This is a genomic window from Sphingomonas sp., from assembly GCF_035317925.1.
Classification (GTDB): domain Bacteria; phylum Pseudomonadota; class Alphaproteobacteria; order Sphingomonadales; family Sphingomonadaceae; genus Sphingomonas_I.
The window spans coordinates 1-19,999 of the sequence record NZ_DATHFV010000050.1; the positions used below are offsets into that span (position 1 = coordinate 1).

At 65.0% G+C, this 19,999-nt stretch carries 27 protein-coding genes and 1 pseudogene; 8 read left to right on the forward strand and 20 right to left on the reverse strand.

Annotated elements, in window-relative coordinates; translation table 11 throughout:
• A pseudogene (locus VK533_RS03900) lies at window positions 1-165 on the reverse strand (HAD family hydrolase); the annotation flags it as partial.
• Complete coding sequence (locus tag VK533_RS03905; RefSeq protein ID WP_414712278.1) at window positions 162-368, reverse strand: DUF3572 family protein; 207 nt, start codon at window positions 366-368, stop codon at window positions 162-164. The pseudogene VK533_RS03900 and the gene VK533_RS03905, both read right to left, overlap by 4 nt.
• A gap of 95 nt (window positions 369-463) precedes the next feature.
• Here VK533_RS03905 and VK533_RS03910 point away from each other — a divergent pair, with 95 nt between their 5' ends.
• A complete protein-coding gene (locus VK533_RS03910) occupies window positions 464-850 on the forward strand; it encodes a response regulator (protein ID WP_324375203.1) in 387 nt (128 codons plus the stop codon).
• On the opposite strand, the gene VK533_RS03915 is transcribed toward VK533_RS03910, so the two are convergent.
• The 5 genes from VK533_RS03915 to hppD are packed head-to-tail and all read right to left on the reverse strand — an operon-like array spanning window position 847 to window position 5,476.
• A complete protein-coding gene (locus tag VK533_RS03915) occupies window positions 847-1,209 on the reverse strand; it encodes a Rieske (2Fe-2S) protein (protein ID WP_324375205.1) in 363 nt (120 codons plus the stop codon). The genes VK533_RS03910 and VK533_RS03915 overlap by 4 nt on opposite strands.
• Window positions 1,206-1,853 (reverse strand): maleylacetoacetate isomerase, encoded by a 648-nt coding sequence (gene maiA, locus VK533_RS03920; RefSeq protein ID WP_324375207.1) that lies wholly within the window; start codon window positions 1,851-1,853, stop codon window positions 1,206-1,208. The genes VK533_RS03915 and maiA overlap by 4 nt, the downstream gene beginning before the upstream one ends.
• Entirely contained in the window at window positions 1,850-3,139 is a 1,290-nt protein-coding gene (gene fahA / locus VK533_RS03925; protein WP_324375209.1) for a fumarylacetoacetase, read from the reverse strand. The genes maiA and fahA overlap by 4 nt, the downstream gene beginning before the upstream one ends.
• Window positions 3,136-4,410: a homogentisate 1,2-dioxygenase gene (gene hmgA / locus VK533_RS03930; protein WP_414712279.1), complete on the reverse strand. Its 1,275-nt coding sequence runs from the start codon at window positions 4,408-4,410 to the stop codon at window positions 3,136-3,138. Before hmgA ends, fahA begins: the two co-directional genes overlap by 4 nt.
• A gap of 25 nt (window positions 4,411-4,435) precedes the next feature.
• Window positions 4,436-5,476, reverse strand: a complete 1,041-nt coding sequence (gene hppD / locus VK533_RS03935) for a 4-hydroxyphenylpyruvate dioxygenase (protein ID WP_324375212.1) — start codon at window positions 5,474-5,476, stop codon at window positions 4,436-4,438.
• A gap of 80 nt (window positions 5,477-5,556) precedes the next feature.
• On the opposite strand from hppD, the gene VK533_RS03940 reads away from it, so the two are divergent.
• Window positions 5,557-6,012 (forward strand): MarR family transcriptional regulator, encoded by a 456-nt coding sequence (locus VK533_RS03940; RefSeq protein ID WP_324375214.1) that lies wholly within the window; start codon window positions 5,557-5,559, stop codon window positions 6,010-6,012.
• Here VK533_RS03940 and VK533_RS03945 read toward each other — a convergent pair.
• Genes VK533_RS03945 through VK533_RS03970 form a run of 6 tightly spaced genes read right to left on the reverse strand, consistent with a single transcriptional unit; the run spans window position 6,009 to window position 10,407 of the window.
• A complete protein-coding gene (locus tag VK533_RS03945; protein WP_324375216.1) occupies window positions 6,009-6,137 on the reverse strand; it encodes a hypothetical protein in 129 nt (42 codons plus the stop codon). The two genes, VK533_RS03940 and VK533_RS03945, sit on opposite strands and share 4 nt — an antisense overlap.
• 56 nt (window positions 6,138-6,193) lie before the next feature.
• Window positions 6,194-7,015: an ATP-binding protein gene (locus tag VK533_RS03950; protein WP_324375218.1), complete on the reverse strand. Its 822-nt coding sequence runs from the start codon at window positions 7,013-7,015 to the stop codon at window positions 6,194-6,196.
• Window positions 7,012-7,482: a GNAT family N-acetyltransferase gene (locus tag VK533_RS03955; protein ID WP_324375220.1), complete on the reverse strand. Its 471-nt coding sequence runs from the start codon at window positions 7,480-7,482 to the stop codon at window positions 7,012-7,014. The genes VK533_RS03950 and VK533_RS03955 overlap by 4 nt, the downstream gene beginning before the upstream one ends.
• Window positions 7,479-8,375, reverse strand: a complete 897-nt coding sequence (locus tag VK533_RS03960; protein ID WP_324375222.1) for a DMT family transporter — start codon at window positions 8,373-8,375, stop codon at window positions 7,479-7,481. Before VK533_RS03960 ends, VK533_RS03955 begins: the two co-directional genes overlap by 4 nt.
• Window positions 8,376-8,393: 18 nt before the next feature.
• Window positions 8,394-9,521: a flavodoxin-dependent (E)-4-hydroxy-3-methylbut-2-enyl-diphosphate synthase gene (gene ispG, locus VK533_RS03965; RefSeq protein ID WP_324375224.1), complete on the reverse strand. Its 1,128-nt coding sequence runs from the start codon at window positions 9,519-9,521 to the stop codon at window positions 8,394-8,396.
• Between the two features lie 31 nt (window positions 9,522-9,552).
• Window positions 9,553-10,407 (reverse strand): LytTR family DNA-binding domain-containing protein, encoded by an 855-nt coding sequence (locus VK533_RS03970; protein WP_324375225.1) that lies wholly within the window; start codon window positions 10,405-10,407, stop codon window positions 9,553-9,555.
• A 96-nt stretch (window positions 10,408-10,503) separates the two neighbouring features.
• On the opposite strand from VK533_RS03970, the gene VK533_RS03975 reads away from it, so the two are divergent.
• The 4 genes from VK533_RS03975 to VK533_RS03990 are packed head-to-tail and all read left to right on the forward strand — an operon-like array spanning window position 10,504 to window position 14,028.
• Window positions 10,504-11,688, forward strand: coding sequence for an acyltransferase family protein (locus VK533_RS03975; protein WP_324375228.1), 1,185 nt, complete (start codon window positions 10,504-10,506; stop codon window positions 11,686-11,688).
• 9 nt (window positions 11,689-11,697) lie between these two features.
• Entirely contained in the window at window positions 11,698-12,630 is a 933-nt protein-coding gene (locus VK533_RS03980) for an isoaspartyl peptidase/L-asparaginase (RefSeq protein WP_324375230.1), read from the forward strand.
• 37 nt (window positions 12,631-12,667) lie between these two features.
• On the forward strand, window positions 12,668-13,576 hold the full coding sequence (locus VK533_RS03985; protein WP_324375232.1) for a S1/P1 nuclease: 909 nt from the start codon (window positions 12,668-12,670) through the stop codon (window positions 13,574-13,576).
• Window positions 13,576-14,028, forward strand: coding sequence for a hypothetical protein (locus VK533_RS03990; RefSeq protein ID WP_324375234.1), 453 nt, complete (start codon window positions 13,576-13,578; stop codon window positions 14,026-14,028). The genes VK533_RS03985 and VK533_RS03990 overlap by 1 nt, the downstream gene beginning before the upstream one ends.
• A 32-nt stretch (window positions 14,029-14,060) precedes the next feature.
• Here the strand turns inward: VK533_RS03990 and pal are convergent, their stop codons facing one another.
• The 6 genes from pal to VK533_RS04020 are packed head-to-tail and all read right to left on the reverse strand — an operon-like array spanning window position 14,061 to window position 18,450.
• Window positions 14,061-14,579 carry a peptidoglycan-associated lipoprotein Pal gene (gene pal / locus VK533_RS03995; protein WP_324375236.1) on the reverse strand — a complete coding sequence of 173 codons (519 nt, stop codon included), beginning with the start codon at window positions 14,577-14,579 and terminating at the stop codon, window positions 14,061-14,063.
• Window positions 14,580-14,605: 26 nt separating this feature from the next.
• A complete protein-coding gene (tolB, locus tag VK533_RS04000; RefSeq protein WP_324375238.1) occupies window positions 14,606-15,985 on the reverse strand; it encodes a Tol-Pal system beta propeller repeat protein TolB in 1,380 nt (459 codons plus the stop codon).
• A gap of 29 nt (window positions 15,986-16,014) precedes the next feature.
• The gene (locus VK533_RS04005) at window positions 16,015-16,860 is read right to left on the reverse strand and encodes a hypothetical protein (RefSeq protein ID WP_324375239.1); all 846 of its coding nucleotides are present in this window, start codon (window positions 16,858-16,860) and stop codon (window positions 16,015-16,017) included.
• On the reverse strand, window positions 16,857-17,291 hold the full coding sequence (tolR, locus tag VK533_RS04010) for a protein TolR (protein WP_324375241.1): 435 nt from the start codon (window positions 17,289-17,291) through the stop codon (window positions 16,857-16,859). Before tolR ends, VK533_RS04005 begins: the two co-directional genes overlap by 4 nt.
• Entirely contained in the window at window positions 17,291-17,989 is a 699-nt protein-coding gene (tolQ, locus tag VK533_RS04015) for a protein TolQ (RefSeq protein ID WP_324375243.1), read from the reverse strand. Before tolQ ends, tolR begins: the two co-directional genes overlap by 1 nt.
• Window positions 17,986-18,450 carry a YbgC/FadM family acyl-CoA thioesterase gene (locus VK533_RS04020; protein WP_324375245.1) on the reverse strand — a complete coding sequence of 155 codons (465 nt, stop codon included), beginning with the start codon at window positions 18,448-18,450 and terminating at the stop codon, window positions 17,986-17,988. The genes tolQ and VK533_RS04020 overlap by 4 nt, the downstream gene beginning before the upstream one ends.
• Window positions 18,451-18,548: 98 nt before the next feature.
• Here VK533_RS04020 and VK533_RS04025 point away from each other — a divergent pair, with 98 nt between their 5' ends.
• Together VK533_RS04025 and VK533_RS04030 are read left to right on the forward strand one after the other, a co-directional pair.
• Window positions 18,549-18,989 (forward strand): hypothetical protein, encoded by a 441-nt coding sequence (locus tag VK533_RS04025; RefSeq protein WP_324375247.1) that lies wholly within the window; start codon window positions 18,549-18,551, stop codon window positions 18,987-18,989.
• Window positions 18,982-19,188 carry a helix-turn-helix transcriptional regulator gene (locus VK533_RS04030; protein ID WP_324375249.1) on the forward strand — a complete coding sequence of 69 codons (207 nt, stop codon included), beginning with the start codon at window positions 18,982-18,984 and terminating at the stop codon, window positions 19,186-19,188. Before VK533_RS04025 ends, VK533_RS04030 begins: the two co-directional genes overlap by 8 nt.
• Before the next feature lie 115 nt (window positions 19,189-19,303).
• Here VK533_RS04030 and VK533_RS04035 read toward each other — a convergent pair.
• On the reverse strand, window positions 19,304-19,999 hold a 696-nt coding region (locus VK533_RS04035; protein WP_324375252.1), incomplete at its 5' end, for an AAA family ATPase.

The window sequence follows — 19,999 nt, forward strand, 5'->3', positions numbered from 1 at the left end:
GGTGGGAACAGTCGAGCCCGATTCGCGGCGGGTGAGCGCGGTTTCGAACGCGCCGCCCTGGGGCCGGAAATCGATATCGTGCGCCTCGTCGAGCCATTCCCCGAAATGGCGCACCATGTGCAGCAGCACCTCGTCGCAGTCGGTAATCAGCAACGGCCGGCTCATGCCTCCAGCGCCTCCCGCGCGGCGACCAACATCGAGGGCGTGACGTCGAGTGCGTGCGCGCAGGCGATCAGATCGGGTTCATAGGCTTCGAGAAAGCCGAGCAAAGCCGCCAGCACCGCCGGATCGGTCGCCCGCTCACGCAGATCGTCGCCGGTGAGCCCGGTCAGTGCCAGCATGCGATCGGCCCGTGCCTGTTCAGCCACAGTCCATGCAAGTGCATGCAAGGCCAGTGCAACTGGGTCCACAACGAATTGTTTACGCTCTTGCATCATGAGTAACCGGGGGCTTGGAGTTGGTGATGTTCGATCCGGAGCCTGCCCGGACCAAGAAGGTGCTCGTTGTCGAGGACAATGAGCTGAACCTCAAGCTGTTCTGTGACCTTTTGCGGGCGCATGGCTACGAAGCCGAGCCTGTGCGCGACGGCTGGGACGCGGTCGCCCGCGCCCGCGAGACGCATCCCGACTTGATCGTGATGGACATCCAGCTGCCCCACATCACCGGCCTCGAACTGATCGAGACGATCAAGGCCGACGCCGCGCTCAAGGACGTGCCGATCATGGCGGTCACCGCTTATGCCGCCAAGGGCGACGAGGAACGGATCCGCGAGGCCGGCGCGGAGGCCTACGTCTCCAAGCCGGTGACGGTGGTGCGCTTCATGGAAGCGGTGCGCAGCCTCGCCGGCTAGGCGGTTTTGACGATCCCGTCGGCGACCGTGACGGGCCAGGGCGTCAAGCCGGCGCCGGCACAGGGCCCACCAAGACAACGCCCACTCTCGATATCGAACAAGGCGCCGTGCCACGAGCACATTATCAGTTCGCCGCCCGAGCTCAGATAATGATCGAGCTCCTGCGCGAGCGGCAGGCCCATATGCGGGCAACGGTCGCGATAGCCGAACACCTGTTCGCCCTTGCGGACGACGAAGCCGTGGAAGCGGCCGGCCTTCATCTGGATGACGAAATTGCGCGCTTTTCCGTCAGCGATCAGGTCGAGCCGGCCGAGGGCGATACCCGGCGGCGTCTCGACGAGCCGCTCGGCTTCGTTCACGCGGTTTCGGCGCCCGGCTGGAGATCGGGATGCGCGGCGGCGAAGGCCGGGTGCGCGCGCGCCTTTTCGGCAGCGGCCGTCAGCTTTGGGAAAGGCGTCAGATCGATCCCGAACCGCTCGGCATTATAGACCTGCGGCACGAGGAAGCAGTCGGCCATGGTCGGGAATTCGCCGAAGGCATAGCCGTCGCCATGGCGATCGATCAGCACCTCCAGAGCAGCGAAACCTTCCCCGATCCAGTGCGCGACCCAGCTGTCAATCTGTTCCTGTTCTCTCTCAAAGTCCTTCTTCAGGTATTTGAGAATACGAAGATTATTGAGCGGGTGGATGTCGGCGGCGATCGTCGTCGCCATCGCGCGGACGATCGCGCGCTGCTCGATCGCCCCGGGCAGTAACGGCGCATTGGGCCAGCGTTCCTCGAGCCACTCGATGATGGCGAGGCTCTGCACATAGACCTGGCCGGCATGTTCGACGGCAGGTACCAAGCCGGCGGGCGCGATCGCCTTGTAGGCTGGGGTGTTTTGTTCGCCGGTACGCAGGTCATGACCGATCTGCTGATAGTCGAGATGCTTGAGGTTGAGTGCGATCCGGACGCGATAGACCGCGCTCGACCGCCAGTAACCGTGCAGGATGATCTCGCTCATACAGCCGGCAATATCACCGCGCTGCAGGCGCCGAAACCGATCGGAACATGACCGTCGGCGCGCGCGGTGGCGCTCAGCGTCACTTCGTCGCCGTCCAGCAGGAAGGTGCGTGTTTCGCCGGCCGGCAGCGTGAGGGGTTTTTTTCCGCCCTGGCTGATCTCGAGCAGGCTGCCGAAGCCGCTTTCGTCCGGGCCGGACAAGGTGCCGGTGCCGATCAGATCGCCCGGCTGGAGGTTGCAGCCGTTGGAGGCGTGGTGCGCGACGATCTGCGCCATCGTCCAGTACATCGTCGTCGCCGATCCGCGGCTGAGGACGAAGGGCGGCAAGCCCTGGTCGCGCATCGCGGCGCTGGACAGGCGCACCTCCAGCTCAAGCGCGAAGGCGCCGCTGCGCTGATCGGCCTCGTCGAACAGATAAGGCAGAGGCGCGGGATCACCCTCGGCGCGGGGCGGCTGGGCGATGCGGAACGGTGCCAGCGCCTCGGCGGTGACGATCCAGGGCGAGATGGTGGTGTGGAAATTCTTGGCGAGGAATGGGCCGAGCGGCTGATATTCCCACGCCTGGACGTCGCGCGCGGACCAGTCGTTGAGCAGGCAATAGCCCGCGATATGCTCGCGCGCTTCGCCGATCGGGATCGGATGGCCGAGTTCGTTGCCCTGCCCCATCCAGATGCCGAGTTCGAGCTCATAGTCGAGCCGGCGCGACGGGCCGAAGGTCGGCGTATCCTCGTCGGGCGCCTTGCGCTGGCCGTTGGGACGCACGACCGGCACGCCCGACGGCCGCACCGACGACGCGCGGCCATGATAGCCGATCGGGACATATTTATAATTGGGCAGCAGCGGATTGTCGGGCCGGAACAGCGCGCCGACATTGGTCGCGTGATGGATGCCAACGTAGAAATCGGTGTAGTCGCCGATCGCGGCCGGCAGATGCATCACGCAATCCGCCGCCTTGTGCAGCAGCGGCTCGACGATTTCGCGATGCGTGGGGTCGGAGAGCAGTTCGGACAGGCGACGGCGCAATGCGACACGGTCTGCCGAGGGCAAAGCCATCAGTGCGTTGAGCGTATTGCCGGTGAGGAGATGCCCGACCGTTTCAGGCAGCAGAGCCCCTACCCCGCTCAACTCAAGAATCATATCGCCGATGGCGACACCCGGGCGCGCATGGTGACCCGGCGGCGAGAAGATACCGAGCGGAAGATTCTGGATCGGGAAATCCGAGTGGCCGTTCGCGCTTTCGACCAAGCTGGTGCGCTTCGGGTCGTGGGTTTCGTCGACCCCGCTCACAGCAGTTTCGCCTTGTCGAATCCGGCCCAGCAATCGTCATAATCGAGCTGACAGAGCGGTGTTTCCGCCGCCCAGCGGGTCGGGCGGATCACCCAGCGGCTTTCGAACATGAAGGCCATCGTCCCTTCGATCTTGTGGGGTTTGAGGTCGGCCGCGACCGCTTTTTCATAGCTGGCGCGATCGGGGCCGTGGCCCGCCATCTGGTTGTGCAGGCTCGCGCCGCCGGGGGCGAAGCCGCCTTCCTTGGCGTCATAGGCCCCTTCGATCAGGCCCATATACTCGGACATGACGTTGCGGTGGAACCAGGGCGGGCGGAACGTGCCCTCCGCCACCATCCAGCGCGGCGGGAAGATCACGAAATCGCAATTGGCGGTGCCGTGAATTTCGCTTGGGCTGGTCAGCACGGTGAAAATCGACGGATCGGGATGGTCGAAGCTGACCGTGTTGATCGTGTTGAAGCGCGTCAGATCGTAGCGGTACGGCGCCAAATTGCCGTGCCAGGCGACGACATCGAATGGCGAATGATCGAGTGTGGTCGTCCAGAGCTTGCCCTGGAACTTCTGGATCACCTCGCACGCTTCGTCGCGATCCTCGTACCAGGCGGCGGGCGCCTCGAAATCGCGCGGATTGGCGAGGCCATTCGAGCCGATCGGACCGAGATCGGGCAAGCGGAACGGCGCGCCATAATTTTCGCAGATATAGCCGCGCGACGGGCCGTCCAACTCGACCCGGAAACGCAGGCCGCGCGGGATCAGGGCGATCTGCAGCGGCGCGACGTGGATCCGGCCAAGCTCGGTGACGATCGTGAGCGCGCCTTGCTGTGGCACGATCAGCAATTCGCCGTCGGCATTCTGGAAGGCGCGGCCCGCCATCGAACGGTTCGCGGCGTAGAGGTGGATGCCGATGCCGCTACCGGTCGCGACGTCGCCGTTGCCGCCATACGTGACGAGGCCATCGATGAAATCGACCGCGACGTCGGGCAGAGCCAGCGGATCCCAGCGCAGGCGATTGGGCGTCGGCGGCAGTTCGTCGAACGGCCCGGAGCGAAGCAGCGAACCACCCTGATAGGGCTTGTAAGGCGGATGGCTCGCGGTGGGACGCAGGCGATAGAGCCAGGAGCGCTTATTCTCGCTGCGGGGTGCGGTGAAGGCCGTGCCGGAGAGTTGCTCGGTATAGAGACCGAACGGCGCCTTCTGTGGCGAATTTCGGCCGACCGGCAGCGCGCCGGGCACCGCCTCGGTCGCTAAATGGTTGCCGAAGCCGGAGAGCATGTCGGTCATGTCGGGCCGCCCTAGCTTATTCGTCGACCGTGATCACCCCGCGGCGGATCTGGTCGAGCTCGATCGATTCATAGAGCGCCTGGAAATTGCCGTTGCCGAAACCCTCATTGCCCTTGCGCTGGATGATCTCGAAGAAGATCGGGCCGAACATATTCTCGGTGAAGATCTGGAGCAGGATGCCCTCGTCGCCGACGTCGCCGTCAATCAGGATGCGGTTCTTGCGCAGCCGCTCAAGGTCCTCGCCATGGCCGGGGACGCGCTTGTCGACCAGCTCGTAATAAGTCTCGATCGTGTCCTGCAGGCGCACGCCGCGCGCGCGCAATTTCTCAACCGTATCGAAGATATCGGGCGTCGTCAGCGCGAGGTGCTGGATGCCCTCGCCATTGTAATCCTTGATGAATTCCTCGATCTGGCTCTTGTCGTCCTGGCTCTCGTTCAACGGGATGCGGATCGCCTTGTCGGGCGCGATCATCGCTTGGCTGAACAGGCCGGTCGCCTTGCCCTTGATGTCGAAATATTTCTGCTCCTCGAAGCCGAAGAGCGTCTTGTAGAATTCGGACCACACCCGCATCTGCCCGCGCCGGACATTGTGGGTCAGGTGATCGAGCAGATCGAGCCCGACATTGTTCGCGGCTTCCGCCTCGCGCCAGCCGGGATATTCGGCCCAGTCGGCATAGAGATCGGTGCCGTCCTTGATGAAGTAGAGATAGGATCCGCCGATCCCCTGGATGACGGTATCGTCCTCGTCGGTGGCCTTGCCGCCGTTGGACAGGGCCCACAACAGAGCCGCTTCCGGATCGGCGACGCGGAACGCCATCGCGCTCGCGGACGCGCCATGTTCGTTGCGGAAGGCGGCGACGCGGCCGTCGGCGTCGCGATTGAGCATCAGGTTGATGCGACCTTGCTTGTAGCGGGTGATATTCTTGGTGGGATGGCGGTGCGACGGGACGAAACCCATCTGCTCGAACTGACGCCCCATCGCCTCGGGATCGGGCGAGGTGAATTCGACGAATTCGAAGCCGTTGAGACCGAGCGGGTTGGCGGGATCGTGGATCATGACCGACTCTTCCAAACTAGTATCAAATGAAACCATCTAATGCGACTTTGCCCGGATGGTGTCAAATGTTACCAACGCGCATGGCCGATGTTTCGCTGCGTCTCGACGCATTCATTCCGTTCCGTTTGTCGGTCACTTCGAACCTGGTGAGCGACGCCATCGCCAGCACCTATCAGGCGCTGTTCGGGCTCACGATTCCGGAATGGCGGCTGATCGCGGTGATCGCGGAAAATGAAGGCACGACCCAGCAGCAGGTCGGCCGGCGCACGCGGATGGACAAGGTCACGGTCAGTCGCGCGACGATCGCTTTGGTGGATCGCGGATTGGTGGACCGGCAGCCACATGCCAGCGACCGCCGCTCGCAATCTCTGCACCTTACGGTGGCGGGGCATGACCTTTATGCGGTGGTGGCACCCAAGGCGCTCGAACTGGAGCGCCGCATCTTCGCCGGCTTCGATCCCGAAGAGGTGGCGGCATTCAGCGCCATGCTGGCGCGGGTGCAGGATGCGACGCTCGCGGTTCGTCAGGACGATTAGAAGGGCAGCATCCCGAAGAAGTGCAGGATCGCGACCACCGCGATCAGCAAAGCGATCGCTGCGATGATCCCGCCAATGCTGCCGCCGGTCTTTTCGACGACGACCTTTTCTTTCTCGTCAGCCATGCTGTCCTCCTGTTCGTTGCCGCGCCGTAACGCGTCGTCAGAAGGACCGTTCCGGATCAGTCGCGCAGCGTCTTGCCCTGCTGGCCGGCCAGTTCGACCACATATTGCCAGGCAACGCGGCCCGATCGGCCGCCGCGCTGGGTCGCCCAGCTGATCGCTTCCTGCGGATCGAAACGCAGGCCGTAAGCGCGGGCGTAACCCTCGACGATCGCGACATAGGTCGGTTGGTCGACGACGTGGAAACCGAGGCTGAGGCCAAAGCGATCGGCCAGCGCGAGCTTGTCGTCGGCGGCGTCGCGCGGATTGATCGAGCCGTCCTGCTCGCTCATGTCGCGCGGCACGATGTGGCGGCGATTGGCGGTGACGTGCAGCCGCGCATTGCCCGGCCGCGCTTCCGCCCCGCCCTCGAGCACCGACCGCAGCAGGCGCGGTGCCTCGCTCGGTTCGGCGAACCCCAGGTCGTCGATGAACAGGATGAAGGCGCGTTTTACGCCGGCGAGAGCCGAGAACAGGCCCGGCAGGCCGGCCAGTCCGTCACCCGCGACCTCGACCAAAGCGAGCGCCCCGCCCTCGCCCTGGACCGCGCCGACGGCGGATTTCACCAGCGCCGACTTGCCGGTGCCGCGCGCGCCCCACAGCAATACGTCATGTGCGGGCAAGCCCTTGGCTAGACGGCGCATATTGCCGAGCACGGCTTCCTTCTGCGCCTCCATGCCTTCGAGCAGGTCGAGCGGCATCGGCGCGAAGTCGCGCGCGGCCTGCAAGGCGCCGTCGCGCCAGACATAGGCCGCGTGCGCGAGCGGATCGGCGCTCTCGGGCGGCGGCGGCGCGATCCGTTCGAGCGCGGACGCGATGCGGGCGAGCAGTTCGTCGTTCATCGCCGGAGCGCCTCGAGCGCCGGCCCGTCGATTCGCCACGGCTGCCAGCCCGATTGCGGGCGGCCGCCGAGCACGCGGTAGAAATCCATCGCGGGCGTGTTCCAGTCGAGCACCGCCCAGTCGATCCGCGCGCAGCCAAGCTTTTCGGCGTCCACCGCCAGCGCCTTGAACAGGGCCTTGCCCGCGCCAAGCCCACGTGCCGCATCGGCGACGACCAGGTCTTCGAGATAGATGCCGGGCTTGCCCGTCCAGGTGGAATAATTGAGGAACCAGACGGCGGTGCCAATGACGGCGCCGTCGACCTCGGCGACATGCGCGAACACCTGCGCATTGTCGGCGAACAAAGTGCCGATCAGCGATTCTTCGGTCGCCTTCACCGCATCGGGCTCGCGTTCATAGGTGGCGAGCACCTTGATCAGGTTGAGGATGGCGGGCACGTCGCCGGGAATGGCGCGGCGGACGATCACGACGCGGCCTCGGTCGACGGCAGAGGCGTCTGACGTCCGCGCGCCGCGATCACGCAGCCTGCGATGATCATCGCGGCGCCGGCTATCGTCAGCGGCAATAGTTTCTCTCCGAACACGATCGCTCCCAAAATCGCGGCCCACAGGAAGGCGGTGAACTCGACCGGCACCAGCCGCTGCGCCTCGGCCCGGGCATAGGCCCAGGCCAGCAGCAGCGACGAGACGACCGCAAGCCCCGCCGCAAGCCCTATGAGGGGCAAGGATATGAGAGGCAACCATGCCGCCCCTATCGGCGCGCCAATCAAATATAAGCCGGTGAAAACGAGGTTGGTGAAGAAGGTGATTTCGATGGGCCCGGCGAGCAACGCCGAGCGGCGCAGCAGCACGAGATTGTAGGCGTAGAACAGGCCCGCGATGATGATCGCGATCGCGCCATGGAGAGCGGCGGGCCCGCCGCCCTCATGCGCCTTGCCGAGCACGATCACGATCACGCCGGCGAAGGCGAGCAGGCACGCGCTGATCGCGCTCTTGCCGACCTTCTCGCCCAGCATTGGTGCGGCGAGCAGCAGCGCCAGGATCGGCGACAGGAAGCTGAGCGCGATCCCCTCCGCCATCGGCACACGCACCAGACCCCAGAAGAACAGCAGGACGGAAATACCGGCTGCACCGCTGCGCTTCACGTGAAGCAGAAGACGGCCGCGATCCGGCCATTGCACCCGTGCCACCAGGAACAACGGCGCGCTCAGCAGCAAACCGATGATCGAACGCCAGAGCATGGCATTGTAAGCGCCGATATCGATCGACACCCGCTTCATGATCGCGTCCATGCACGAAAAGGTCGCGATGCCGAGACAGGCTACGCCGAAGGCGACGACGGGACTGGTCAGCTTGCTCAATGGGTCGGCGGCGCGCGCCTACTCCGCCGCCACCGCGACCGCCGCATTGGCAGCCTCGATCTCAACGGCCTTTGCCTCGACCAGCTTGACGAGGTGGTCGATCATATCCTCGTCCTGGATCGTGTGGTCGGTCACGCCGGACAGATAGACCATGTGCTTGCCGTTGCCGCCGCCGGTGAGGCCGATATCGGTCTCGCGGGCTTCGCCGGGTCCGTTGACCACACACCCCAGAATCGAGAGCGACATTGGCGTACGGATGTGGGTCAGGCGCGCCTCGAGCTTCTCGACGGCACGGATCACGTCGAAGCCCTGGCGCGCGCAGGACGGGCAGGAAATGACGCGCACGCCGCGCTGGCGCAGGCCGAGCGCCTTGAGCATCTCGAAGCCGACGCGCACTTCCTCTTCGGGCTCGGCCGAGAGCGAGACGCGGATCGTGTCGCCGATGCCGTACCAGAGCAGGCTGCCCATCCCGATCGAGGATTTGACGGTGCCGCCGATCAGCCCGCCCGCCTCGGTAATGCCGAGGTGCAATGGGCAATCGACCACTTCAGCGAGCTGCTGATAGGCGGCGACAGCGAGGAACAGGTCCGACGCCTTCACCGCGACTTTATATTCGTGGAAATCCAGGTCCTGCAGATATTTGATATGGTCGAGCGCGCTTTCGACCAAAGCCTCGGGGCACGGCTCGCCATATTTTTCGAGCAAATCGCGTTCGAGGCTGCCGGCATTGACGCCGATCCGCATCGAGCAGCCATTGGCCTTGGCGGCGCGCACGACTTCGGCGACGCGCGCCTCCGACCCGATATTGCCGGGATTGATGCGCAGGCAGGCCGCGCCCGCATCCGCCGCTTCGAGCGCGCGCTTATAGTGGAAATGGATATCGGCGACGATCGGCACCTGCGAGGCGCGCACGATCTGCTTGAGCGCGGCCGTCGAGGCCTCGTCCGGGCAGGAGACGCGGATGATGTCCGCGCCCGCTTCCTCACAGCGCCGGATCTGGTCGACCGTCGCGCGCACATCCTCGGTCGGCGTGTTGGTCATCGTCTGCACGGTGATCGGCGCACCGCCGCCAACCGGCACGTTGCCGACCATGATCTGACGGGATTGGCGGCGCGCGATGTCGCGCCAGGGGCGTACGGAGGACATGGAGCCTCTATAGGCGCTCAAGCGGGAAGGTTCAAAGACGCTGTTCGAGATCCGCGCGATAGCGGCGGCTGCCCTTGGCGGTGCTGCCGTCGGACAGCACCACCTCGAAATCGCCGGACTGGTTGGTCTCGATCCGGCGGATCGCGTCGCGATTGATCAGCCGGCTGCGATGGATGCGTACGAACCGCCCACCCAACTCGCTCTCCATCGTCGCGAGCGTCGCGCGGTGGAGCAAGGCGCGGCCATCAAGTTCGATTTCGACATAATTTCCAGCGGCCGTCACCTGGACGATGTCGTCGATCGGCACCTGGTGCGTGACCGCGCCGTCGCCGACCGCGAGATAGCGGCCCTTCTCCAGCTCCGGCTGGGGCGTCTGCGTGCCGACCCGGGCGAGCAGCCATTGGCACAAGCCGGCGAGCGTCACGAACTGGAGATAGGTGGGCACGTCCTTGCGGAATTCGTAGAGATAGGGGTTCGCGATATCCCCCATGAAATGATAGCGCTCGCCTTCGGCCGCATAGACCAGGCTGCGGAACGCGATCATCAGCCCGATGTGGCAGCCGGACGCGACCGGCAGGCCGATCACGAACAGGATCGCCACCATCGGCCAGGTGAAGCGCGGCGGACGAATCCGTGCGACACCCCACCAGACCAGCACGGTCACGCATAGCCATGCCAGCACGCTGCTGATCTGCCAGATCCAGATGTGCGCCAAGGTTTCATGCACGCCGGCGGCCGCGAAGTCGCTGATCATCGATTCGGCATTGCCGATCGTGATCAGCGCCAGAACGAGCAGGAACACCGCCGCCATGCCGAGCGCGAGTTTGCGGCAGGCGCCGTTCGCCCCCGTATCGCTGCCGTTCGTCCCTGACGTGATTTCGCTCATCCCTACCCTGCCGCCGGACATCCCCTGGCAATAGCGGCCCGGCGCGACGACGATCTAGCCCCGCTCCATTACTAACCGCCAGCGGAGAAACGGGCGATGGAAACGGGCAAGCCGGCAGGCCGGCATTATGGAATGGATTGGCTGCGCATCGGCGCCTTCCAGCTTCTTATCCTTTATCATGTGGGCATGGCGTTCGTGCCATGGGCCTTTTCGATCAAGATGACCGCGCCGATCGGGTGGACCGTGGTCCCGATGTTTCTGACCAATCCGTGGCGGCTGTCGCTGCTGTTCGCCGTGTCGGGCTTCGCGAGCGCGGCCCTGCTCGAACGCAGCCCGGGCCTTGGCGCATTCGTGCGCTCGCGGTTCGCGCGGCTCGGCATCCCCTTGCTGTTCGGGGTCGCGGTGATCGTGACACCGCAGCCGTGGGTCGAGCTGGTGACACAGCACGGCTACGCCCACGGCTTCGGCTATTTCCTGCTGCACGATTATTACCGGCCGCAGCAGTTGGACGGCGTATTCATGCCGACTTACATGCATCTGTGGTTCGTCGTGTATCTGCTCGTCTACACTTTGGTGTGGGGCGCCTTGCTGACGCTGCCCAAGGCATGGATCGCCGGCGTGAAGCGCATGGCCGAGCGCGTGCTGGCCGGGCCGGCCTTGCTGCCGTTCGGTATCGCCACCTTCTTCCTGATCCACAATTTCGTGTCGCCGGGCTGGGCGGACACGCACTTGCTGATCAACGACTGGAGCGCGCATCTCGATTATTTCAGCGCCTTCCTGTTCGGCGTGCTGCTGCGCCATTCGCACGCCGTCCGCACCAATGTCGCACGCTGGTGGAAGGTGGCGGGCATCGCCGCGATCCTCGGCTGGGCCTATCTCGCCTGGGCCGAACTCTCCTATCCGGGCGATATGCGGATGAGCTATGCGCTCGGCCTGCTCTACCGGGTCTCGCGCTCGACCGAAGCGTGGGGTGCGATCGTCGCATTGGTCGGTCTCGCCGAGAGCCATTGGAACCGGGACAGCAAATGGCGTCCGATGTTGGCGGAAGCGGTCTTCCCCTTCTACATCGTCCATCAGACGATTATCCTCGTCGTCGGCTATTGGCTGCTGAGCACGGCGACCAATGGGCTGGAGCGCTTCCTGATCCTGGTGGCGGCGACCTTCCTGGGCTGTTGGGCCTTCTATCTGATTGGGCGCTCGATCGAGCCGTTGCGCCCGCTGATCGGATTGAAGCGCCGAACCGTCGCCAAGCCGGTTTCCGGGGCGGCATTGCTGGTCTAAGCCCAACCCATGACTGACCCCGCGCCAACCTGGACCATCGTCATCCATGGCGGCGCGGGCAGCATGACTCCGGACAATCTGGGCGCCGCAGAGGAAGCGGCGGCCCGACAGGCTCTGGCGGCGGCGCTCGAAGCAGGCGCCGCCATCCTGCGTTCGGGCGGCGCGTCGCTCGACGCGGTGCAGGCGGCGGTGCGCGTGCTGGAGGACGATCCGCATTTCAACGCCGGCCGTGGATCGGTCTTCACCGCCGAGGGCCGGATCGAATGCGATGCCGCGATCATGGATGGCGCCAATCTGGATGCCGGTGCGGTCGCAGGCGTGCGATCGACCAAAAACCCGATCCTGCTGGCGCGCGAAGTGATGGACCGATCGACCCATGTTTTCCTTGCGGGCGTCGGCGCGGACAATTTCGGGCGGGCGCACGATATCGAGGCGGCCGAACCATCCTGGTTCGAGACGCCCGAACGCCGACGCCAGCTCGACGAGATCCTCGCCAATCCCGACATGCCGTTCGACAGCGCGATGAAGTACGGCACGGTCGGCGCGGTCGCGGTCGACGGTGACGGCCATGTTGCATCGGCGACCTCGACCGGCGGGCTGACCGGCAAGAAATGGGGCCGGGTCGGCGATTCGCCTTTGATCGGCGCGGGCACCTATGCCGACGATCGCGCGGCGGCGGTGTCCTGCACCGGCGCGGGCGAATATTTCATCCGGCTGGGCGTGGCGCATGAGATTTGCGCGCGCGTGCGGCTCGCCGGTTGGAGCATAGAGGATGCCGCCGACACGTTGATCGACGAACTCGGCGATCTGGGCGGCAAAGGCGGCGTGATCGTGGTCTCGCCCGATGGCTCGGGCGGCTGGGCATTCAACACCAAGGCGATGTACCGGGCGATGGCGATGCACGATTCCGCGCCCGAGATCGCGATCTACGGCCACGAATGACCTTGCGCCGTCACGCCGCTGGTCTAACCGGCGACCTATGATCCGTTTCCGCTTCTCGGCCCTGTTTGCCGCACTCGCTTTGCTCCTTCTCCCCTCCCCGGCCTTCGCCTGGTGGGAATATGGGCATGAGACCACCGCAGAGGTGGCGATGAAGCTGGTCAAACCACGGACGAAGCAGTCAATTCTGGTGTTACTGAAACAGCAGAAGGTGCTGGAGACGCCCAAATGCCCCGCGCGGACGATCGAACAGGCTTCGGTCTGGCCCGATTGCATCAAAACGCTCGGCGATCGCTTCAGCTACGCCTTCTCGTGGCACTTCCAGGATGTCGAAATCTGCAAGCAGTTCGATCTCAAGGAACCTTGCGCCAACGGCAATTGCGTTTCCTCGCAAATCGCGCGCGCGCAACGGATGGTCGCCGACCGCGAACTGCCGACGCGCGACCGGCTGATGGCGCTGGCCTTCCTCGTCCACTTCGTCGGCGACCTGCACCAGCCGCTGCACGGCGCGGAGCATGACGGCGATCAGGGCGGCAACAAGGTCAAGGCCAGCTACGGCGTGATCCCGCGCACCAACCTCCATTCGATCTGGGACGGCTTGCTCGCCGAGCGGGCTATCTCTTCTCCGCCGCCTGGCGCAGACGGCATCTTGTCGGAAGTTTTGCCCGAGCAAAGGGCGGAACTGGCGAAGGGCACGATCCAGGATTGGGGCCGCGAAAGCTGGGAGATCGCCAAGACACAGGTCTATGGCAGCGTGATCGCCGATCCCTGCGCCAAGCCCGCCCCCGAAAAGGTGGCGATGGACGAAGCGACGATCGAGAGACTGATCCCGGTGGTGCGGCTGCAGGTCGCCAAGGGCGGTATCCGGCTCGCGCGCCTGCTCGACGAGGCGCTCGACGGCAATCATCCCGAGGTCGCGCACCCGCCTCGTCCGCCCAAGAAGAGCTGATGCGCTATTTCCTCGATACGGAGTTTAACGGCTTCGGCGGCTGCCTGATCAGCCTGGGCCTGGCGGCGGAGGATGGCGGCGAGGATTATTATGTCGTCGTGCCGATGACCGAAGAACCCCTGCCCTGGGTCGCCGAACATGTCGTGCCGTATCTCAAGAGCGTGCCGCCGGTGATGTACAACCAACTCGATCCGATCGCCGCGGCGCACGACATCGCCGCCTACCTGCGCACCGATTCCGATCCGGAGATCGTCGCCGACTGGCCCGAGGATATCGCGCTGTTCTGCCGCTTATTGCTGACTGGCGACACCGAGATCGTCGACGTCACCAGCCTGCGCTTCCACTTCCTGCGCACGCCCGGCTTCTCGACCTCGCGCAACAGCAAGGTGCCCCACAACGCCCTGCATGATGCGCGGGCGTTGCGAGACTTTGTCTTGGGGAACGAGCGCTAAAGCCCTCCCTTCGCAGGGAGGGAGCGATAGTCCTACTGCGGCACCACGGACACGGCGCGGCGGTTCTGGGCCCAGCTATCCTCGTCCGAGCCGGTCGCGACCGGGCGTTCCTTGCCATAGCTGATCACACTGATGCGCGCAGGATTGACGCCGGCATTGACCAGGAAGTTCTTGGCCGAATTGGCGCGGCGATCGCCCAGGGCGAGGTTGTATTCGCGCGTACCGCGCTCATCGCAATGGCCCTCGACCGTGACGCGCACGTTGGGAAATTTCTGCAGCCAGGTCGCCTGCTTGGTCAGGATCGCGGTCGCTTCGCTGTCGATATCCGAACTGTCGGTCGCGAAATGAACGGTATCGCTGCCCGCCTGGTTGAGGAAATCGGCGCGTGAGCCCGGCGTGACGCCGTTGGTCTGGGTGTTCGTCGTGGTCGTCGTCTCGGGCGTCGTGACGGTCTGCGAGGGGGCCGGCGGCAGCTTGGCCGGCGGCTTCTTGGTGCAGCCGGCAACGGCGATCAGGGCTGCCGTGCACAGCAGCGTGGTCGTCTTGTTCATCGTTGCACTCCTTCTTTGATATCAGTTCAGGGAAGTAACGGTCCCCAGGCGGGATCCGATCCATCGAGCGGTGTCGGGATGGCACGTTCGTTGACGCCGGTCAGGTCGACCGACCACAAATCGGCCTTGCCCGAACCTTTGGCGGTACGGAAGAACATCAGCACGCGGCCGTTGGGCGACCAGGTCGGGCCTTCGTCCTGCCAGCCGTTGGTCAGATCCTTGGCGCCCGATCCGTCGCTGCTCATCACGCCGACCGAGAAGCCGCCGCCGAGATGGGTGTAGGCGATCAGGTCGCCGCGGGGGCTCCAGACGGGCGTGGCATAACGGCCGCTGCCGAAGCTGATCCGGTGCTGGCCTCCGCCGTCGGCACCCATCACGTAGAGCTGCTGCGTGCCGGAGCGATCGCTTTCGAACACGATATGCGCGCCGTCGGGCGAATAGCTGCCGCCGGTATCGATCCCCGGCGAAGTGGTGAGGCGCGTTGCGGTGCCGCCACCGGCCGAGACGCGATAGATGTCGCAATTGCCGTTCACGATCATCGAGAAGAGGATGAAGCGCCCGTCGGGCGAGAAACGCGGCGCGAAGGTCGTGTAAGGCTGGTTCACGACCAGCCGCTTCCGGCCCGAGCCGACATCATAGACATAGACGCGCGGCTGATCGTTCTCGAACGACATGAACACCACGGTCTGTTGACTGGGCGCGAAGCGCGGCGTCAGCACCAGGCTCTGGCCGTTGGTGATGAAGCGGTGGCTGGCGCCGTCCTGATCCATGATCGCGAGCCGCTTGGTGCGGTTCTTCTTCGGCCCGGTTTCGGAGACGTAGATGACCTGGCTGTCGAAATAGGGTCCCTCGCCCGTCAGGCGCGAATAGACCGTGTCGGCGCATTTATGCGCGCCGCGACGCCAGTCGGACGGCTTCACGACGAAGCCCTGGCGCACCATCTCGGTCTTGGAAAAGACGTCGTAGAGGTAGCAGCCGACGGTAAGCGTGCCGTCGCCATTGGCCTGGACATAGCCCTGGACCAAAGCCTGCGCGCCGGTCGGCAGCCATGCGCCATAATCGGGCGCGGGCACCTGCGGGAAACTGACGGGCTTCAATTGCCCCTTGGAAAGCGGCGCGAACAGGCCGCTATTCTTGAGATCGTTGGTGATGACGTCGGACACCTGCGAGCCCAGCGCATCGGTCGGTCCCGCCGGCGTCTGGAGCGCGCTGGGGGTCGGCATGACCGGGATCGCGATCGGCATCGGTTGCGAAATGCCGCCGCTGATGTCGACCGTCAGCCGCTGGCCCGCGACCGGCCCGGCCCCCGGCGCGGGGCCTGGGCCCGGTTGAGGGGCATTCTGTGCGGTGGCAGCCCCCGGCAACAGCATCAGCCCGAGCGAGACCAGCAGGCGCAAAGTCTTCATCGATCCTCTTCCCGTCATCGTTTCTGGCGTCATTGCATCTGCCCCGGGGTGAAGCGGAAATTCAAATCGTCCCAGCCACCCTGATAGAGTTCGGCCGGCAGGTGAACCGGCGAGCAGCGCAGGACCGCGCGGCGCGCCACTTCGGCGATCTGTTGCGCATAGGCACGGTTACCCGCATTCACCCCGCTCTGATCGACGACCTGAGGGTTTCCCGCGACCGAACCATCCGGATTGTAACGCAGGCGGAGCGTCGTGACGATCTGCATCGCCGGTGTACCGCCCAATCCGCCCAGTTCGTAGCAGGGCTGGACCTGGCGCTTGATCGCGGCGGCCAGGCCGTTCATCGCCGCCCCGGTCACGGCGGCACGCGCGGTCTCGCCCTTCCCTGCCGACGCGCCGATCACGCCTTTCAAAAGGCTGCCGACCTTTTCGGATGCGGCGCGATCGGCCTTTGACTTGGCGTCGCTGCCGGCCTGCTCGCTGCGCGCGGTGGCGTGGACGTCCTTGAGGATGTCGGTGAGCGGCTTGGCGGCAGGTTGCAGTTTGGGCTTGATCGCGGGCACGGGCGATACCGGCGTCGGCAAAGGCTTGGCCTCGGCCGGCTTGGGGGTCGGCGGCGTCGGGCTCGGCGCGGGCGGCGGCGCCTCCTGCGGCGGCGCCTGATCGGGCGCCTGCATCTCCTGCGGCACGTCAGTCGCCGGAACGGGCGCGGCCGACCGCAAACCGACCGCATCGACCAGTTGTACGTCCATCGCCTCGACGGGCGCCTGCACCGGCGGCACGCGCTTGGCGATGCCGATCGTCAGCGCGGCGAACAGCAGCAGATGGGCGACGACCGCAAGGCCAAGACCCTTCTGGTCAGAACGTGCGATCACTTCGGCTCTTGCGCCTCGTTGGTGACGAGCGCGACCTTGGTCAGGCCGGCACGGCTGATCTCGCCCATCACCTGCATCACACGGCCATAATCGAGGCTGCGATCGGCGCGGAGGTAGATTTGCGGCGCGTCGGCACCGTGCGGCAGGCTCGCCAGCTTGCTGGCCAGACCCGCCATCGGCGTCTCGACATCGTCCACATACAGCTTGCCCGCCGTATCGAGGCTGATCTGGACCGGCTTCTGCTGCTGCTCGAGCGGCTTGGCGCGGCTGTCGGGCAGGTTCACGGGCACGCCCGCGACCAGCAGGGGGGCGGTCACCATGAAGATGATCAGCAGCACCAGCATCACGTCGACCAACGGCGTGACGTTGATCTCCGCCATCGGCGCGCGCCGGCGGCCATGGCCGCGGCGGGGAACACCACCCATCGCCATCAGGCTTCGGTATCCAGTTCGCGGCTCAAAGTCGCGTGGAAGCCGTCGGCGAAGCGGTTGAGGCGCGCCTCGATCCCGTCGAGGCGGTGAACCATGCGGTTATAGGCGATCGTCGCGGGAATCGCCGCGAACAGGCCCAAGGCCGTCGCGAACAAGGCTTCGGCGATACCGGGGGCGACCGCGCCGAAGCTGGTATTCTGCGAGGCGGCGATGTCCGCGAAGGAGCGCATGATGCCCCATACCGTGCCGAACAGGCCGACGAACGGGCAGACGCTGCCGATCGTGGCGAGGATATTGAGCCCGCGCGACAGATCCTCGACCTCGCCGGCCGAGGCCGACGCCATCACCAGCGACAGGCGGTCGCGCGTGGCCGCCTTGTCGAGCCGGTTCTTGGCGGTCGACTTGCGCCATTCGTTCATGCCCGCGGTGAAGATACGCGCGGCGGGTACGTCCGCCTTGGCATTCTCCTGATAGAAGCGGTCGATATCGGAAGTCTTGGCGAAATCGCGCTCGAACTGCGTGCTGTTCCTGTCCGCGCGGCGCAGAACGCCGGCGCGGCCGAAGATGATTGTCCAGGTCCACAGGCTTGCCAGCAACAGGCCGAGCATCACGATCTTCACGACGATGTCGGCGTGGAGAAAGAGCGCGACCGGCGACAAAGCGGCCTGGGTGTTCGTGACTACGGTGATGCCGTTCATTGTGCTTGTTCTGCTCCACTATAACCCTGGAATGCCTCGATCCACGCGGCAGGCTGGCGCCGGGGCCTGCCGTCCGCGCCGACAAACGCGACCGTCAGCCGGCCTTCGACCACTAGCTGATCATCGCGCATGACTCTCTGCTGAATGACGCATGCCGCCTGGCGGACCTCCTCCAGCCGGCTGAGAATGGTCAACGCCTCGCCCAACCGGGCCGGCCGGACATATTTGATCTCGGCAGCGGCAACGACATAGACGCCCTCGCCCGCATGCTGCGCGGTCGCGATATCGATCCCGCAAAGCGCCAGCATGTCGGTTCGCGCCCGTTCGAAAAAGCGCAGGAAATTAGCATGATATACGACGCCCCCGGCGTCGGTATCCTCATAATAGACGCGCACCGTAAAGCGATGCTCGCGATCCACGAAACGGCCCGAATAAGGCAAATCGGAGGGTGCGCCGGACATCCTGAACAGTCTTAGGCAAGGGAGCCGCGCAAAAAAACCCCTTGCGGTCGTGTAACTCAAGGGTTACATGTCACCTTAGAGTTACAACGGAGGGCGAAATGGTTGATCAGGTCTATGTCGAGCGCATCGCCAAGCGGCGCGCAATCTGTGCCCGTTTGATGGCGTTGCTGCTGCTGATGAGCGGCATAAGCCAGATCGGCAGGCTGCACGGATTGACCGCCCTGCGTCCGGTCGATTTCGTCGCGGGCTCGGTCTGGATGGTGATGATCGTCATGTTCGTATTGTTCGCGGGCGGCGGGCTCACCCGCACGCCGCAGATGCGCGCTGCCATCTATGACGAAAGCACGATCGAGCATGGCCGCCGCGCCTTCGCGCTTGGCTTCTGGATCGCTTTGGCTGTGTGTGGCGGCTATTGGATCGCCAGCCTCTATACGCCCATAGGCGGGCCGGAGGTGGTGCGCGCCGTGACGACTTTGTCGATCTCGATCGCGCTGCTTCGGTTCGCCACGCTCGAAATGCGGGCGCTCAAGGATGAGTGACGAACTGATCGTGCGGCTGCGCGAGGAACGCGCCGCCCATGGCTGGACGCAGGCCGAACTCGCCGAACGGATCGGGGTCAGCCGCAAGACGATCAACACGATCGAGAATGGCGTGTTCGTGCCCTCGACCGTGCTGGCGCTCAAGCTGGCGAAAGCGTTCGGGACAAGTGTGGAAGCGCTGTTCGCGTTGAGTGAGTGAAGTTCCCCCCTCCCTGCCAAGGGAGGGGGTCAGGGGGTGGGTCCGGCCATCTGGGGTCGACCAAGAACGGAGTCACCCACCCCAACCCCTCCCTTGGCAGGGAGGGGTTTAGAGATCACCCCACCTTCAGCGCCAGCTTGCCGTCGGCATCGTCGACCGTGACGGTCGATCCATCCGGCACCTCGCCGCGCAGGATGGCCTCGGCGAGCGGGTCCTGCAGATATTTCTGTACCGCGCGCTTGAGCGGCCGCGCGCCATAGACGGGATCGTAGCCGACCCGTCCCAGCCAATCCCGCGCCGCCTGGGTGAGGTCCAGCGTCACCTTGCGATCGGTCAGCAGCTTCCGGACCCGGCCGACCTGGATATCGACGATCGGGCCCATGTGCGCCTGACCCAGCCGGTGGAACAGGATGATCTCGTCCAGCCGGTTGAGGAATTCGGGCCGGAAATGCGCGCGCACGACCTCCATCACCTGCGGCTCGACGCTTTCGGTCGTCGCGTCGTCTGGCAGGTTGGCGAGATATTGCGAGCCTAGGTTCGAGGTCAGGATGATGAGCGTGTTGGTAAAATCGACCGTGCGCCCCTGCCCGTCCGTCAGCCGGCCGTCGTCGAGCACCTGCAGCAGGATGTTGAACACATCCGGGTGAGCCTTCTCGACCTCGTCGAACAGCACCACCTGATAGGGCCGGCGCCGCACCGCCTCGGTCAGCACGCCGCCTTCCTCATAGCCGACATAGCCGGGAGGCGCACCGATCAGGCGGGCGACCGCATGCTTTTCCATGAACTCGCTCATGTCGATGCGGACCATCGC